This is a genomic window from Natronomonas salsuginis, from assembly GCF_005239135.1.
GTDB classification, from domain to species: domain Archaea; phylum Halobacteriota; class Halobacteria; order Halobacteriales; family Haloarculaceae; genus Natronomonas; species Natronomonas salsuginis.
The window spans coordinates 119,657-133,262 of the sequence record NZ_QKNX01000004.1; the positions used below are offsets into that span (position 1 = coordinate 119,657).

13 protein-coding genes are annotated in these 13,606 nt (G+C 65.3%); 8 read left to right on the forward strand and 5 right to left on the reverse strand.

The genetic code is table 11. From position 1 onward, the window contains the following. The first annotated feature begins 54 nt into the window (after positions 1 to 54). Together purK and DM868_RS11020 are read left to right on the forward strand one after the other, a co-directional pair. Positions 55 to 1,206 carry a 5-(carboxyamino)imidazole ribonucleotide synthase gene (gene purK, locus DM868_RS11015; protein ID WP_137276928.1) on the forward strand — a complete coding sequence of 384 codons (1,152 nt, stop codon included), beginning with the start codon at positions 55 to 57 and terminating at the stop codon, positions 1,204 to 1,206. A 75-nt stretch (positions 1,207 to 1,281) separates the two neighbouring features. Beyond that, a complete protein-coding gene (locus tag DM868_RS11020) occupies positions 1,282 to 1,968 on the forward strand; it encodes a nitrous oxide reductase accessory protein NosL (RefSeq protein WP_137276929.1) in 687 nt (228 codons plus the stop codon). A 150-nt stretch (positions 1,969 to 2,118) separates the two neighbouring features. On the opposite strand, the gene purE is transcribed toward DM868_RS11020, so the two are convergent. Then, positions 2,119 to 2,748 (reverse strand): 5-(carboxyamino)imidazole ribonucleotide mutase, encoded by a 630-nt coding sequence (gene purE / locus DM868_RS11025; RefSeq protein ID WP_137276930.1) that lies wholly within the window; start codon positions 2,746 to 2,748, stop codon positions 2,119 to 2,121. A 134-nt stretch (positions 2,749 to 2,882) separates the two neighbouring features. Between purE and DM868_RS11030 the strand changes: the two genes are divergently transcribed. Genes DM868_RS11030 through DM868_RS11050 form a run of 5 tightly spaced genes read left to right on the forward strand, consistent with a single transcriptional unit; the run spans position 2,883 to position 7,168 of the window. Next, the gene (locus DM868_RS11030) at positions 2,883 to 3,287 is read left to right on the forward strand and encodes an NADH-quinone oxidoreductase subunit A (protein WP_137276931.1); all 405 of its coding nucleotides are present in this window, start codon (positions 2,883 to 2,885) and stop codon (positions 3,285 to 3,287) included. Beyond that, entirely contained in the window at positions 3,284 to 3,973 is a 690-nt protein-coding gene (locus tag DM868_RS11035) for an NADH-quinone oxidoreductase subunit B (RefSeq protein WP_137276932.1), read from the forward strand. Before DM868_RS11030 ends, DM868_RS11035 begins: the two co-directional genes overlap by 4 nt. Beyond that, a complete protein-coding gene (locus DM868_RS11040; RefSeq protein ID WP_170964488.1) occupies positions 3,970 to 5,649 on the forward strand; it encodes an NADH-quinone oxidoreductase subunit D in 1,680 nt (559 codons plus the stop codon). The genes DM868_RS11035 and DM868_RS11040 overlap by 4 nt, the downstream gene beginning before the upstream one ends. 2 nt (positions 5,650 to 5,651) lie before the next feature. Beyond that, the gene (locus tag DM868_RS11045; RefSeq protein WP_137277050.1) at positions 5,652 to 6,707 is read left to right on the forward strand and encodes a complex I subunit 1/NuoH family protein; all 1,056 of its coding nucleotides are present in this window, start codon (positions 5,652 to 5,654) and stop codon (positions 6,705 to 6,707) included. Then, complete coding sequence (locus tag DM868_RS11050; RefSeq protein ID WP_137276933.1) at positions 6,707 to 7,168, forward strand: NuoI/complex I 23 kDa subunit family protein; 462 nt, start codon at positions 6,707 to 6,709, stop codon at positions 7,166 to 7,168. Before DM868_RS11045 ends, DM868_RS11050 begins: the two co-directional genes overlap by 1 nt. Positions 7,169 to 7,522: 354 nt before the next feature. Here the strand turns inward: DM868_RS11050 and DM868_RS11055 are convergent, their stop codons facing one another. After that, on the reverse strand, positions 7,523 to 7,957 hold the full coding sequence (locus DM868_RS11055; RefSeq protein WP_137276934.1) for an adenylyltransferase/cytidyltransferase family protein: 435 nt from the start codon (positions 7,955 to 7,957) through the stop codon (positions 7,523 to 7,525). Next, the gene (locus DM868_RS11060) at positions 7,954 to 8,460 is read right to left on the reverse strand and encodes a Mov34/MPN/PAD-1 family protein (protein WP_137276935.1); all 507 of its coding nucleotides are present in this window, start codon (positions 8,458 to 8,460) and stop codon (positions 7,954 to 7,956) included. Before DM868_RS11060 ends, DM868_RS11055 begins: the two co-directional genes overlap by 4 nt. Positions 8,461 to 8,625: 165 nt before the next feature. Here DM868_RS11060 and DM868_RS11065 point away from each other — a divergent pair, with 165 nt between their 5' ends. After that, complete coding sequence (locus DM868_RS11065) at positions 8,626 to 10,536, forward strand: DHH family phosphoesterase (protein ID WP_137276936.1); 1,911 nt, start codon at positions 8,626 to 8,628, stop codon at positions 10,534 to 10,536. 9 nt (positions 10,537 to 10,545) lie between these two features. On the opposite strand, the gene DM868_RS11070 is transcribed toward DM868_RS11065, so the two are convergent. Further along, positions 10,546 to 12,189 (reverse strand): phospholipase D-like domain-containing protein, encoded by a 1,644-nt coding sequence (locus DM868_RS11070; RefSeq protein WP_137276937.1) that lies wholly within the window; start codon positions 12,187 to 12,189, stop codon positions 10,546 to 10,548. A 55-nt stretch (positions 12,190 to 12,244) separates the two neighbouring features. Then, positions 12,245 to 13,579: a HEAT repeat domain-containing protein gene (locus DM868_RS11075; RefSeq protein WP_137276938.1), complete on the reverse strand. Its 1,335-nt coding sequence runs from the start codon at positions 13,577 to 13,579 to the stop codon at positions 12,245 to 12,247. Positions 13,580 to 13,606: the final 27 nt, after the last annotated feature.

Here is a 13,606-nt window from a genome sequence, read left to right on the forward strand (position 1 = left end):
CCGACGAGTTCCCGAATAGCAACCTTCTCAACGAGTCGGGCACGAGAGGCCAGCATGAACCACCGCACTCCAGCCGCGACCGTGGGCGTCGTCGGCGGGGGCCAACTCGGCCGCATGATGGGCGAGGCCGCGGGTCCGCTCGGGATCGAACTCCTCGTTTCGGACCCAACGCCGGACTGTCCCGCCGCTCCCATCGTCCGCGAGCAGATCGTCGGCGAGTTCGACGACTACGACGCGATCCGAGAACTCGCCGAACGCGCCGACGTGCTCACCTTCGAAATCGAACTCGCCGACCCCGACGAGATGGCGCGCGTCGGCGAGGAGACGGACACGCCGGTCCACCCCGACCCCGACACGCTGCGGACGATCCAGGACAAGCTCGTCCAGAACCGCGCGCTCGCCGAGACCGGCGTTCCGCTCCCCGCTTTCCGACGGGTCGACGATGCCGACGACCTCCGCGACGCTGGCGAGGAGTTGGGCTGGCCGCTGATGCTCAAGGCCCGCGAAGGCGGCTACGACGGGCGCGGCAACCGCCCCGTCGACGCCCCCGAGGAGATCGACGAGGCACTCGACGAGATCGGCGGCCCCGCCCTCGCCGAGGAGCTCGTTGATTTCGAGCGCGAGCTCGCGATCATGGGTGCGGTCGGCGACGGCGAGACGGACGCGTACCCGGTGACGGAGACGATCCAGCGCGAGGAGATCCTCAGGGAGTCGGTCGCGCCGGCTCGAATCGACGACGCGGTCCGGGACCGCGCCCGCAAGGTCGCCTTCGACGTGTTGGACCTCCTCGACGGCCGCGGCGTCTACGGGATTGAACTGTTCGAGACGGACGACGGGGATATCCTCGTCAACGAGATCGCGCCGCGTCCACACAACTCCGGCCACTGGACGATCGAGGGGACGCGCTGCTCGCAGTTCGAACAGCACCTCCGAGCCGTTCTAGGGTGGCCGCTCGGCGATACGGCGCTTCGTTCCCCCGCGGTGACGGCGAACCTGCTCGGCGACGTCGAGAGTCCCCGACCGGCCGAACTCGTCGGGACCGATTCGATACTCGAGACGCCCGAGGCGTCGCTGCACTGGTACGGCAAACGCGAGGTGAGGCCGTTGCGAAAAATGGGTCACGTCACCCTCGCCGACGACGAGCACGGACGTGACGCGTTGCTCTCGCGGGCGCGGGAGCTGGTCGACGACGTGACGTTCGAGTAGCCGACGAAGTGCGGTTGTGCGCCACCTGCGACCGCAACCGCTCGCGTTTTGATCCCACGCTCCAATCGATCGGTAATGAAACGATCCCGTAGAGTCCGATCGGGCCGACGCCCGCTGCTCGCCGCGATCGCCTCGGGGGCGAGCGCCGCTGCCGCTGGCTGCTTGGGTGGCACCGCCGAACCGACCAGCGACGAGGCCGCCGGCGACGCCGAGGAGCCGACCTTTCCCGAGCACCCGGTCGACGAGCCTCGCGATCCGCCCGCGGGACGACGCTGTGACGGCCCCTGTGGGATGGAACCCGCTGACTATCCCGACTCGAACGCGCAGATCGCCCACGCCGGCGGCGAGGGCGTCTTCTTCGACAGCGTCGGCTGTCTCGTCGCCTATCACCACGACCCGACGTTTTACGACGGCCCCGAATCGGACGTCGAGAACGCGTGGGTTCGCGATTTCGGCACGAAAGAACTGCTCGACGCGACGGCGGCGTTTTACGTCCTCGATTACGACAAGGAGCGCCACGAAGAGGTGATGGCGCACAATCCTAAACCGTTCGCCACCCGCGAAGATGCGGTCGCGTACGTCGATTCATACGACGATCTCGACGAGGGCGATATCGTCAGATTCGACGCGTTCGGGGCCGAAGAGGCGCACCGGTATCGGGATTATCCACTTTCGGATGACAGGTACCCCTCGACATCTCGGGCTTTACCAGTCAAAACGTTAAACAGGACTTTCTTCGATTCAACTCAACTGAAGCGGTAGCGCGGAGTCCCTTTTCTCAAGGAGCGACCAGAAGGGGCGAGTAGGGAGGAGAGGAGCGCGTTCTGACAGGGAACAAACAGCAGTCTATCCCGAGGTGACCATCGGTATCGAGCCGCCAGCGTCGGACATTCACGTGACGCTTCCGTCGTCCTAACGGTCGTCTCGCTCCTCGCGAAACCGAGCCGTCCCCAGCTCGTGCAACCGCTTCGAGACGCTCCCAACGTCGTCCTGCAACTCGTCGTGATAGTCGTCGAGTCGGCCCTCCAGTTCGGGGTGTGCTCGCGAGAGGATCTGGACGGCCGACAGCGCCGCGTTGAACGACTTGCCGGCGTCGACGGTGACGATGGGTGCACCGGTCGGCATCCCGATCACCGAACTGACGGATTCCTCTTGGACCGGGACGCCGATCACGGGGAGCGGGTAGGCGATGGAGGCCGTCATGTTCGGCAGATCCGCCGACTTACCGCCCGCTCCGGCGATGATGACGTCGAGGCCGCGCTCGCGGGCCGTCTCGCCGTAGACGTACAGCAACTCGGGCGTTCTGTGTGCGGAGACGACGAACGTCTCGAAGGCGAACCGACTCGACGGCGGATCGTCGTAGTCAGTCACCTCCCCGAAGCCGAGCTCAGTCAGCGCCTCGTGGGCACCGTACATCGTGTCGAGATCCGAGTCAGAGCCCATGATGATCCCGATTTCAGGGGTCTCGTCGTCCGGACGGTCACGGTCGGCTTCAGCTTCGAACAGGTCGATGAGGTCCTGTACTTCGGCGGAACGGGTCATACGAACAATCCCGTTCGCGGCCGCTTGGACGTTGTGGTTGTCTCGGACCTGCGCGAGATGTCACACCGAGGGTTGCGCGCGACTCAACAACCCTTAATACGCTGACTTCCGAATTAACGCACGATATAGACCGCATGAGTGATCCATGGATCGCCGTCGGCGCGCTGGCGCTCGTGGGGCTCGCCATACCCCTCTCGATGATCGTCGTCTCGAGTCTCCTCCGCCCCAGCGTGCCCGAACAAGGAAAGCGCGCCACCTACGAGTCCGGTGAGATTCCGACCGGGGACACGCGCATCCGTTTCAACATCCAGTACTATATGGTCGCGTTGCTGTTCGTCGTCTTCGACATCGAGACGGTGCTCATCTTCCCGTGGGCGCTGATCTACGGCGACGCGGTCGCCCAGTTCGGCCCGGGACCGGTGTTGGGACCGATGCTCGTCTTCCTCGCGATCCTCGCGATCGGTCTCGGGTGGGCGTGGCGTAACGGTGCCGTTCGCTGGATCAAGAGCGAACGTGCGGAGATCAAATCCCAACTATGAGCAGCGAAAGCGAGAAACTCCACGACACGGTCTCGACGCAAGAGGCCCGGATGGGCGACGGCGTCGACACGCGATTCAACTCGAAACTCCGGGAGGCGTTCGGCTCGACTCCCTTCATCCTCACCAAGTTCGACCAGTTCATGAACTGGGTGCGGGGGAACTCGATGTTCATGTTGCAGTTCGGGATCGCCTGCTGCAGCATCGAGATGATCCACAGCTACGCGATCAAACACGATCTGGACCGGTTCGGGGCGGGCGTCCCCCGCGCTTCACCGCGACAGGCCGACGTGATCATCGTCCCCGGTACGATCGTCTCGAAGTTCGCCCCCCGGATGAAGCGCGTCTACGACCAGATGCCGGAGCCGAAGTTCGTCGTCGGCATGGGTTCGTGCACCATCTCCGGCGGCCCGTTCCAGGAGGGCTACAACGTGATCAAGGGCGCGGAGGAAGTCATCCCGGTCGACATCCACGTGCCGGGCTGTCCGCCGCGGCCGGAGGCGTTGATCTACGGGATCGCCAAGCTCCAAGAGCGGATCAAGCACGGGGAGACGTCACCGGTGACCGTCAAACCCTACGAACTCGAGCAGTTCGGTGATCTCGAACGCGACGAGCTGGTCCAACATCTGGCCGATGAGATCGACGAGGAGGATCTCGTCATGCGGTACAACTGGGCCGATTCGCCATGAGTTTGGAAGAACCGAGCCCCCTCGATGTCGGCGAAACCGCGGACGGAACCGTCGATTACGACGCGCTCGAAGCGCTGCTCGGCGACGCGGTCGTCGACCGCGAAGAGCACACGAACGCCCCGGCGTTCGTCGTCCGGGCCGACGCGGTCCAGACGGCGCTGTCGGCGCTCAAGAGCGAGGCCGGCTTCGATTACCTCTCCTCGGTCACCGCCCAGCAGTACGAGGATCGGTTCGAGTCGATCTACCACCTGAAGAAGTACGACGACCCAACGCAGGAGGTCGGCGTCGTCGTTCCAACCCCGACCGACGAACCGGTCAGCCAGACGGCCGAACCGGTCTACCGGACGGCCGACTGGCACGAGCGCGAGGCGTACGATCTGGTGGGCATCGAGTACGAGGGCCACCCGGACATGCGCCGAATCCTCCTGCCCGAAACGTGGCAGGGCCATCCGCTCGGCACGGACTACAACCCGGAGAAACCGCAGGTCGTTCCCTTCCAGAAACACGCCAACCCGCTCCAGCCGGACAGCCGACTCGACGGTGCCGAGTCCGACACGATGTTGCTCAACATCGGGCCGCACCACCCGGCGACCCACGGCGTTCTCCACGTCAAAGCGGTGCTCGACGGCGAGCAAATCGCCGACGTGGAGCCGGACATCGGCTACCTCCACCGCTGTGAGGAGCAGATGTGCCAGCAGTCGACGTACCGCCACCAGATCATGCCCTACCCCGACCGGTGGGACTACGTCTCCGCCGGCATCCTCAACGAGTGGGCCTACGCCCGCGCAGCCGAGGACATGGCCGACATCGAGGTGCCGGAGTACGCGCAAGTCATCCGGACGATGTCCGCCGAGCTGTGCCGGATCGCGAGTCACATGCTCGCCCTGGGGACGTTCGCGCTGGACGTATTCGGCGATTTCACCGCCGTCTTCCAGTACGCCTTCCGAGACCGCGAGGTCGTCCAGAACATCCTCGAGGATCTGACCGGCCAGCGGCTCATGTTCAACTATCTCCGACTCGGCGGTGTCGCGTGGGACCTCCCCGAGCCCCGCGAGGAGTTCTTCGAGAAGACCCGCGACTTTCTCGACGGGCTGCCGGAGAAACTCACCGAGTACCACAACCTCATTACCGCCAACGAGATCTTCCAGGTCCGCTGCGTCGGCACCGGCGAACTCCCGCCCGAAGTGGCGAAGCAGTACGGCGCGACCGGCCCAGTCGCCCGTGGCTCCGGGGTCGACATCGACCTCCGACGCGACGACCCCTACGGCTACTACGAGCATCTCGATTGGGATGTCGTCACCGAGGACGGCTGCGACAACTACAGCCGCGTACTCGTCCGGATGCGCGAGGTCGAGGAGTCCGCCAAGATCATCGAACAGTGCGTCGACTTACTCGAGGAGTGGCCAGAGGACGACCGCGAGATCCAATCGAACGTCCCGCGGACGCTGAAGCCGGACGCTGACACCGAGGTCTACCGCGGCGTCGAGGCCGCGAAGGGCGAACTCGGGATCTACATGCGATCGGACGGGACCGACAAACCGGCGCGCTTCAAGATCCGCAGCCCATGTTTCTGTAACCTGCACACGCTGCGCGAGATGGCCGAGGGCGAGTATATCCCCGACCTGATCGCCTCACTCGGCAGCCTCGATATCGTCCTCGGGGAGGTCGATCGATGACGCTGCAGGGCGCGCCACTACCGGATCGACTCGTCGAGATCCTCCCGTTCGGGTCGGGGCCGCTCGGGACGGCTATCGCGGCGATACTCGGCGCGGCGCTGATCGGCACGCTGATGATGACGATGACGGCCGTCGCCGGTCCGTGGGCCAAACGGAAGGTCACCGCGGCGTTCACCGATCGGTACGCCGTCAACCGACTCGGCCCGTTCGGGATCGGCATCATCGTCGCCGACGCGGTCCGGCTCCTCTCGAAGGAGCTCATCGTCCCGGACGGCGTCGACCGCCCGGCGTGGGACCTCGCGCCGATCGTGTTAGCCGCCTCGGCGCTGTTGGGCTTCGCCGTCATCCCGATGGGGAGCGGGATCCATCTGGCGGACCCGGAGGTCGGCCTCGTCTACGTCTTTGCAATTTCCTCGATCGCCTCGCTCGGCTTGGTGATGGCCGGCTACGCGTCGAACAACAAATACTCCATGCTCGGCGGGCTCCGGGCGGTCGCACAGAACCTCGCCTACGAGATTCCGCTGGTGTTGATCGCCGCGTCGGTCGTCCTCTTTTCGGGATCGCTGCAGATGAGCGAGATCGTCGCCACGCAGGCCCAACCGCTCGTCGAACTCGGCGCGGTGTCGATCCCGACGTGGTACGCCTTCGTCAACCCCTTCGCGTTCGTGCTCTTTCTCATCGCGAACCTGATGGAGGTCGGTCGCAACCCCTTCGACATCCCCGAAGCGCCGACGGAGATCGTTGCGGGGTATCAGACCGAGTACTCGAGCGTCTACTTCGTGCTCATCTACCTCGGCGAGTTTCTGCACATCTTTCTCGGCGGCGCGGTCATCGCCACGCTGTTTCTCGGTGGTCCCGCCGGCCCCGGCCCCGCGTCGATCGGGATCGTGTGGTTCATCGTGAAGATCTGGGCCGTCTACCTGTTCACCCAGTGGGCGCGCTCGGCGCTGCCGCGGCTTCGAATCGACCAGCTGATCGAGATCGGTTGGAAGGGGATGCTCGTCCTCTCGCTCGCGAACCTCGTGCTCACCGCCGTTATCGTGGGAGTGATCGCCTAATGATCGGAATGCTCAAATCGATGGCAACGACGATGAAACACGCCCTGGACGGCGAGAAGTTCACCGTCCAGTACCCCGAGGAGACGCCCGACGTTTCCCCGCGGTTCCGCGGCGTTCACAAGTTCTCACAGGAGCGCTGTATCTGGTGTCGCCAGTGCGAGAAGGTGTGTCCGAACGACACGATCCAGATCGTCACCGACGACATGCGGAACGGCGAGCAGTACAACCTCCACATCGGCCAGTGCATCTACTGTCGGCTCTGTGAGGAAGTCTGTCCCGTCGACGCCATCCTCCTAACCCAGAACTTCGAGTTCACGGGCGACACGAAGGACGAACTCGCCTACAACAAAGAGCAGCTGAAGAACGTGCCGTGGTACAAGGATATCGATCCGCTGGCGTCTCGCGAGCCGGATCGAGAGGCGTGGGTCGGCGAGGGTGACGGCGACGTCGATTACCAGTAGGACGGCGAGCGAGCGCGAGCCGTTTCACCGACGCCGGATCGATATGTTGGCGCTGTCGAACTCGTTTATCAGTGATACATTCAGCCCCGTCATGGTCGGTCCAGAAGAAAGTGCATCCCGATCGGCCGCGGCGAGCCGATCGGCATTCAGCCCCGTCATGGTCGGTCCAGAAGGTCCCTCACTTCGTGGGGCATGCCCAAACGCACGTGCCGTTCGAGAAAATAATTTGCCTTCAAATTTGCTAGACACGCGCCCGTCTATGAAATTTAAATCAGGTACGAGTGAAATTCAGCTGACAGCTTTCTCGGACAGTACTGTATCTGAGAAATATCATTTCAGCAGCGCCGAGGTTTTCTAACAGCGCCGATCGCAGATCCGGTCGATGATGCGCCCTGTCGAGAGCAGTTCGCCCTCGCTTTCGGGATCCGGATCCCGGGCGGAGGCGCGGACGACCGAACAGTCGATCCCCTCCGCCGCCAACATCCCCGAGAGCGTCTCCTCGTCGTGGTGTTGATCGTGGCCGAGGACGATCACGTCCGGATCGATCTCGCGGATCGGGACGAAGAAGTCCTCCAGGTGGCCGAGTCGGGCGTCGTCGACCGGATCGAGCGCGTTCACCATCTCGAGCCGCTGGCGGTCCGGCACGATCGGTTTCGGCTTGTGGGTGACGTTTTCGGCGCGGGCGACGATCACGTCGAGGCGGTCGCCGTACGATTTCGCGTCCGTCAAGTAGTGGAGGTGGCCGGGATGGAGAAGGTCGAACGTCCCCTGTGCGACGACTTGCTTCATCTAAGCTCCCGGTCGATGTCCGCCTGCGTGAAGTCGAAGAACTGCTCATCGGGTACGTCGACGGCCAACACGTCGAGGTCGATCGGACTCCCGTTGCGATCGAACGCCCGCCAGTCAGTTCGGCGATACGGCGCGCCGACGATGATGTGGACCTTTCCCTTGGTGAACGTCGCCAGATCGGCGTCGCTGGGCCGCAGCACGCCGTTCGGGTGGGAGTGGACCGAGCCGACGCTGTTGAGATCGTTCGGCAGGTACGTCGGCTTGAACTCCGCGCTCGTCGGGGTCGTCTTCGTCCCCGGCGCGAGCAACACGTCGGTGATGACCGTTCCCTCACGGTCGAGGCCAAGCTTACGGGCGTCCTGCCCGCGGAGCTGTCCCATGTACTCGTTCGGGTGTGCGTCCTCCGATGCCTCGAAAGCCAACTGGAGGGCGTCATCGGCGATGCCGATGATCTCGCTCCTGCGGAAGAGCTTCGGTTTCCAAATCGACCCGAACAGACCCATAGCCGACAATCGGGTCGCACGACAACTAAGCGTTCCGGGTTCATCGGCCACGTGTGCCCGGTCGATCACCGCGGTCGGAGCCGTCCGACGGATCACGAACGATCTCGAAATCCGGTCGGACCGGATACAACACGCTTAAAACTCGGCAGAACCCACCGTTCGACAATGACTACATCTGCTGCCGGCGACGCAGATCCCGATTCCTTCGAGCGGGTCGTCAACGATCTGGCGCCCGGTTGTACCGTTGACGATACCGAGGAGGGGGGACTCTACGTGGCGACGGTGAACGGCGTCGTCAAGTACGGCGTCTTCGTCGATCTCTCCGAACAGCTTTCCGGTCTCGTCCACGAATCGAAGCTCGACGGCACCTACGAGATCGGCGACGAAATGCTCGTCCGACTCGTCGAGATTCGGGAGAACGGCGACCTCGGCTTCGAGGACGTGACGACAGAGTTCGACGATCTCGACCGGGTAGACGTCGCCCACGGTGACGGGGTCACGATAGACGAACTGGCCGACCGAACCGGTGACGCGGTCCACGTCGAGGGCGACATCGTCCAGATCAAACAGACGGCTGGCCCGACGATCTTCTCCGTCCGCGACGGCACTGGCGTCGTCCCCTGTGCGGCGTTCGAGGAAGCCGGCGTTCGCGCGTACCCCGCGATCGAACTCGGCGATACCGTCCGCGCGACCGGTGGCATCGAGACGCACGACGACGCCCCACAACTCGAGGTCGACAAACTGGTTCGTCTCCGCGGCGAGGCGAAAACCGAGGTTAGAGAGCGTATCGACGCGGCCATCGCGGCGAACGCCGAACCCGCCGACCCCGACCCGCTCATCGAGTGGCCGGCGTTCGACTCGCTCCGCGAGGGCCTCACCGCCGTTGCCCGCCGGCTCCGAACTGCCGTTCTCGAGGGCCGTCCGATCCGGGTTCGTCACCACGCCGACGGCGATGGGATGTGCGCGGCGATCCCCGTCCAGCTCGCGTTGGAGAACTACATCGCCGAGGTACACGCCGATCCCGACGCCCCGAGACATCTGTTCAAGCGTCTGCCGTCGAAGGCCCCGTTCTACGAGATGGAGGACGTCACCCGCGACCTCAACTTCGCTCTCGAGGACGCCGAGCGCCACGGACAGCGGCTCCCCCTGCTGTTCATGGTCGACAACGGCTCGACGGAGGAGGACACGCCGGCGTACCGGGCACTCGCGCAGTACGACATCCCGATCATCGCTGTCGACCACCACCACCCCGACCCAGACGCGGTCGGTCCGCTGCTCGACGAGCACGTGAACCCGTATCTCCACGGCGAGGATTACCGCATCACGACCGGGATGATGTGCGTCGAGTTGGCGCGGATGATCGATCCCTCGATCACCGACGACCTCCGACACGTTCCGGCCGTTGCGGGGCTTGCCGATCGATCGAAGGCCCACGCGATGGACGACTATCTCGCGCTCGCAGCCGATGCGGGCTACGACGAAACCGAACTCGAAGATATTGTCGAGGCACTCGATTACGCCGCCCACTGGCTCCGCTATCAGTCCGGTCCGAACCTGATCAGCGACGCGCTCGACCTCGATTGCGACGACGCCGAGAGGCACGCCGAACTCGTCGAGTTCCTCTCCTCGCGCGCCCGCCGCGACGTCGAACGCCAACTCGATGACGCGGAACCGCACGTCGAACACGAGCGACTCGACAACGACGCCCACCTCTACCGGCTCGACGTGGAGAACCACGCGCGACGGTTCACGTACCCTGCGCCCGGAAAGACGACCGGCGAACTCCACGACCGGAAGGTGACCGAAACCGGCGATCCGGTCATCACCATCGGTGTCGGTCCAGACTTCGCGGTGCTTCGCTCCGACGGCGTCAGACTCGACATTCCGAACATGGTGACCGAACTCCAAGATGAACTCGAAGGGGCCGGCGTCTCCGGCGGCGGCCACCTCGTCGTCGGCTCGATCAAGTTCGTCCCCGGTGCCCGCGAGCGAGTGCTCGACGCGCTCGTCGAGAAGATGGAAGCGGCCGAGCTCGACGCTGAACTCCGGAGCACGCTGCTTCGAGACGACAACTGATCGAGCACTTCACCACTGCCAGTCGGTTATCACCTCAGCTTCACCGACGAACCGCATCCGACGAACCACCAGTAGCGCGCCGCTTATCGCGACCGCGCTTGCGGCGAACAGTCCGGCCGGAACGGGCCGTTTGGTACGGCCGCGCCAGTCGCTCGTGAACACCGTCGCGTAGTACGCCGCGGCTTCATCGCCCTCGAGGGCGACGATGACCTCTCTGTTGTCGGACTGGGCCGACCGAACCCAGTTGAGGCTCCCGACGACGGCGGTGTCGTCGGCGATCACCCCCTTCGTGTGGATCTTCTCGTAGCCGTCGGCGTCATCGACGCGCGCTTCGAGGTCCCACCCCTCTGCCTCGGCCCGGCGGTTCAGCCACCCGGCGAGTTCGGCGTTGTCCCCCTCGACGTACCAACTGTCGCCGAGGTGGATTCGGACTCTTGCGCCTCGGTCGGCGGCGCGAAGCGTCGCTCGCAGGAGATCGTTCTCGCGGCTGTCGATGCGAACCTGCTGGACCAACACCCGCTCGTCGGCCGCATCGACGATCGAGACGAGTTCTGCGGCCGCGTTGTCCGGGGCGACGAGGACGGTCGTCGACTCGACGTCGATTCGCTCGGGTTCGTGTCGGGGCTCGAATCCCACGAGTGCGGGGTCGGCGTCCACGAAATCCCGGCCGCTCCGGTACTCGTGCCACGGCGTCGCGGCGCGCCACGTCCAGTCGGACTCGTGGATCGTCGCGAGCGCATCGGCGGCCGCTCGGTCGTCGAGTACCACGCTCCACCCGCGGCTGGACATCCCGCCCGTGCCGGCCGGTTTGAAGTTCTCCGTCGAGACGAGCGCTCGATCGTCGACGACGACGTACTTTGGATGGTGGTGTTGATACCGACGGTTCGGACCGGCGAGTAGCCGGACGTCGACACCCCCGTCGACCAATCGGTCGAGTTGGCGCGCTTGCCGCTCGCTGACTCCCCCGACCGGTGCGCCATCGAGCAGCACGCGGACGTCGACGCCGTCGTTCGCTCGGTCCACTAAGACGTCCGCGAGCCGCGCGGACGTGAACGTGTAGCCGGCGAGGTGGATCCGGTCGGTCGCGTTTCGAACCGTCCCGACGGTTCGGTCGGGCGCGTCCGGCAGCACGAACGCGGTCGCGGAACCGCCGTCGGTCCGAGTGGGCTCGTGGTCCGTCGCGCCGATCGGTCGCCACTCGTTCGCGTCGAAATCCCGAATCTCCGATTCCGGCGCGTTTCGGTAGCGCGCGGTTGAGACGGTTTCGCCCCCCGCTCGGAGGGTCAGTCGATCGCCATCGTCGGCCAACAGCAACCGCCCGGAGAGCGGTTCGACCGGGTAGTCGGTATCGGTCCGCGCGTATTCGGGCTCCATCGAGAACGCGACGGTTCCCTCGAACGTCCGGTTGGGTAGCCGTGTTGCGGTCTTCCCGTCGGTGAGCGTCCACCCGGACGTGTTCGTCGCCGCGGCGAACTGGACGGCGACGAACTCGCCCGGGTCGCCGCGTGCGACGGGGTTGGGGTACGCCGCTACGAGCGTGGCGTTTGTCGGCTCGATCGAGTCAGCCGCTGTTGCGGTGGTTGCAGCGCTGGGGACGAACGCTCCCGTCAGCAGCGCGAGCGCGAGACAGCCGGCGGCGATTCGAGCGAGCACGGGAGGTCTGGTCCCGCGCTGGTATATAAATCTGCGCCCACTGGGTGGGTACGACTCAGACCGTCGCCTTCCGCGCCTTCTCCGCTTCGACCTGCACCGTGTACGCGCGGTCGTCGTCGTACTCGGCCGCCGCCGAGAGCGCGCGTTCGGTGCCGATCTGAACCAACGCCCACGCCGCGGAGGCTCGCACGTCATCGGCCTCCTCGTCGTCGGCGAGCCGGTCGGAGAGCGGTTCGATCGCGCGCGTGTCGCCGATGAGCCCGAGCCCGCGGGCGGCGACCGACCGAACGACTGGCTCGTCGTCAACGAGGACGTTGGCGATCTCCTGTGTCGCCTCTTGGCTGCCGATCTCGCCGAGCGCGCGGATGGTCGCCTTCTGCAGCGGCGGATTGCCGCTGTCGACGAAGTCGACCAGCATCTCGACTGCCCGCTCGTCGCCGATCTTGCCGAGTACCTCGATCGCGGGGACGTCGCGGCGCTTCGCGAGCGCCTGCACCGGTTCGAGCGCCTCCTCGGGGCCGAGCCTTCGGAGCGCGTCGAGACAGTTCTCCTGCATGAACTCCGAGTCGAGGTATTCGAGCGCCAGGAGGATGCGTTCGGGGTCATTCTCGGCCTCGGCGATCCGAACGACGCCCAACTCCGGCGGGAAATCCTTTCTGTTCTCCGCGTTCAACCGATCGTAGAACCCCTCGCGGGTGAGCTGCTCGGCAACCTCGAGGTCGCTCCACTCCTCGGCGTCCTCCAGAGCCGCTTCGAGATCGTCGAGGGCCCCGAGGAGCGCGGCGATGGTCTCGGCGTCCTCGTCGGCGTCGAGGCGGCCGTCGCCGGCCGTTTCGCCGACCGAATCGACCGCCGCTGCTTGCGACTCGATCGACTCGTCTTCGGCATCGAACTCGGCGTCGAGTTCCGCGCCCGCCGCGTCGAGAAACGCCGAGACGGCGTCGGCGACGGCCGGTTTCCCATCTCGTGTCCAGCGCGTGTCCCGGATCGTTCCCGCAGCCCCGCCGGCCGCGCTCCGGACGTCCTCGCCGTAGGGGCCGCGCTGCTCTTCGATCCCGTCGCGGAGGTCGCCGATTCTGTCCTCGAGCGGTTCCTTCGGATCCTCGGGCTCCTCGTCTTCGTCGTCTTCGCCCTCAGACTCCGGTTCGGGGACCGGAAATTCGGCCGCCTCGAGATCAGTTTCGATCGCGTCGACGTCGGCTTCGACCGCGTCCAAATCCGCCTCGGTTTCGGCATCGTCGAGCGCGGTTTCGAGTTCGTCGAGGCGCGAATCGAACGTTTCGACGTCGTCCAGTTCCTCCGTCGCCTCCGCGTCGTCCACTCCCTCGGCGTCGGCGTTGGGTTCGCCGTCGGCGGTGGCGTCCGCGCTCTCGTCGTCCCCGTTACTCATACCCCAACGTGCGGCAGAACGACCCAA

Bases quoted from the DNA above. Each gene is read 5' to 3' on its own strand.
- purK (WP_137276928.1), top strand. From the start codon at position 55: ATGAACCACCGCACTCCAGCCGCGACCGTGGGCGTCGTCGGCGGGGGC.
- purE (WP_137276930.1), bottom strand. From the start codon at position 2,748: ATGACCCGTTCCGCCGAAGTACAGGACCTCATCGACCTGTTCGAAGCT.
- DM868_RS11050 (WP_137276933.1), top strand. From the start codon at position 6,707: ATGATCGGAATGCTCAAATCGATGGCAACGACGATGAAACACGCCCTG.
- DM868_RS11075 (WP_137276938.1), bottom strand. From the start codon at position 13,579: ATGAGTAACGGGGACGACGAGAGCGCGGACGCCACCGCCGACGGCGAA.
- DM868_RS11065 (WP_137276936.1), top strand. From the start codon at position 8,626: ATGACTACATCTGCTGCCGGCGACGCAGATCCCGATTCCTTCGAGCGG.
- DM868_RS11040 (WP_170964488.1), top strand. From the start codon at position 3,970: ATGAGTTTGGAAGAACCGAGCCCCCTCGATGTCGGCGAAACCGCGGAC.
- DM868_RS11035 (WP_137276932.1), top strand. From the start codon at position 3,284: ATGAGCAGCGAAAGCGAGAAACTCCACGACACGGTCTCGACGCAAGAG.
- DM868_RS11055 (WP_137276934.1), bottom strand. From the start codon at position 7,957: ATGAAGCAAGTCGTCGCACAGGGGACGTTCGACCTTCTCCATCCCGGC.
- DM868_RS11030 (WP_137276931.1), top strand. From the start codon at position 2,883: ATGAGTGATCCATGGATCGCCGTCGGCGCGCTGGCGCTCGTGGGGCTC.
- DM868_RS11060 (WP_137276935.1), bottom strand. From the start codon at position 8,460: ATGGGTCTGTTCGGGTCGATTTGGAAACCGAAGCTCTTCCGCAGGAGC.
- DM868_RS11020 (WP_137276929.1), top strand. From the start codon at position 1,282: ATGAAACGATCCCGTAGAGTCCGATCGGGCCGACGCCCGCTGCTCGCC.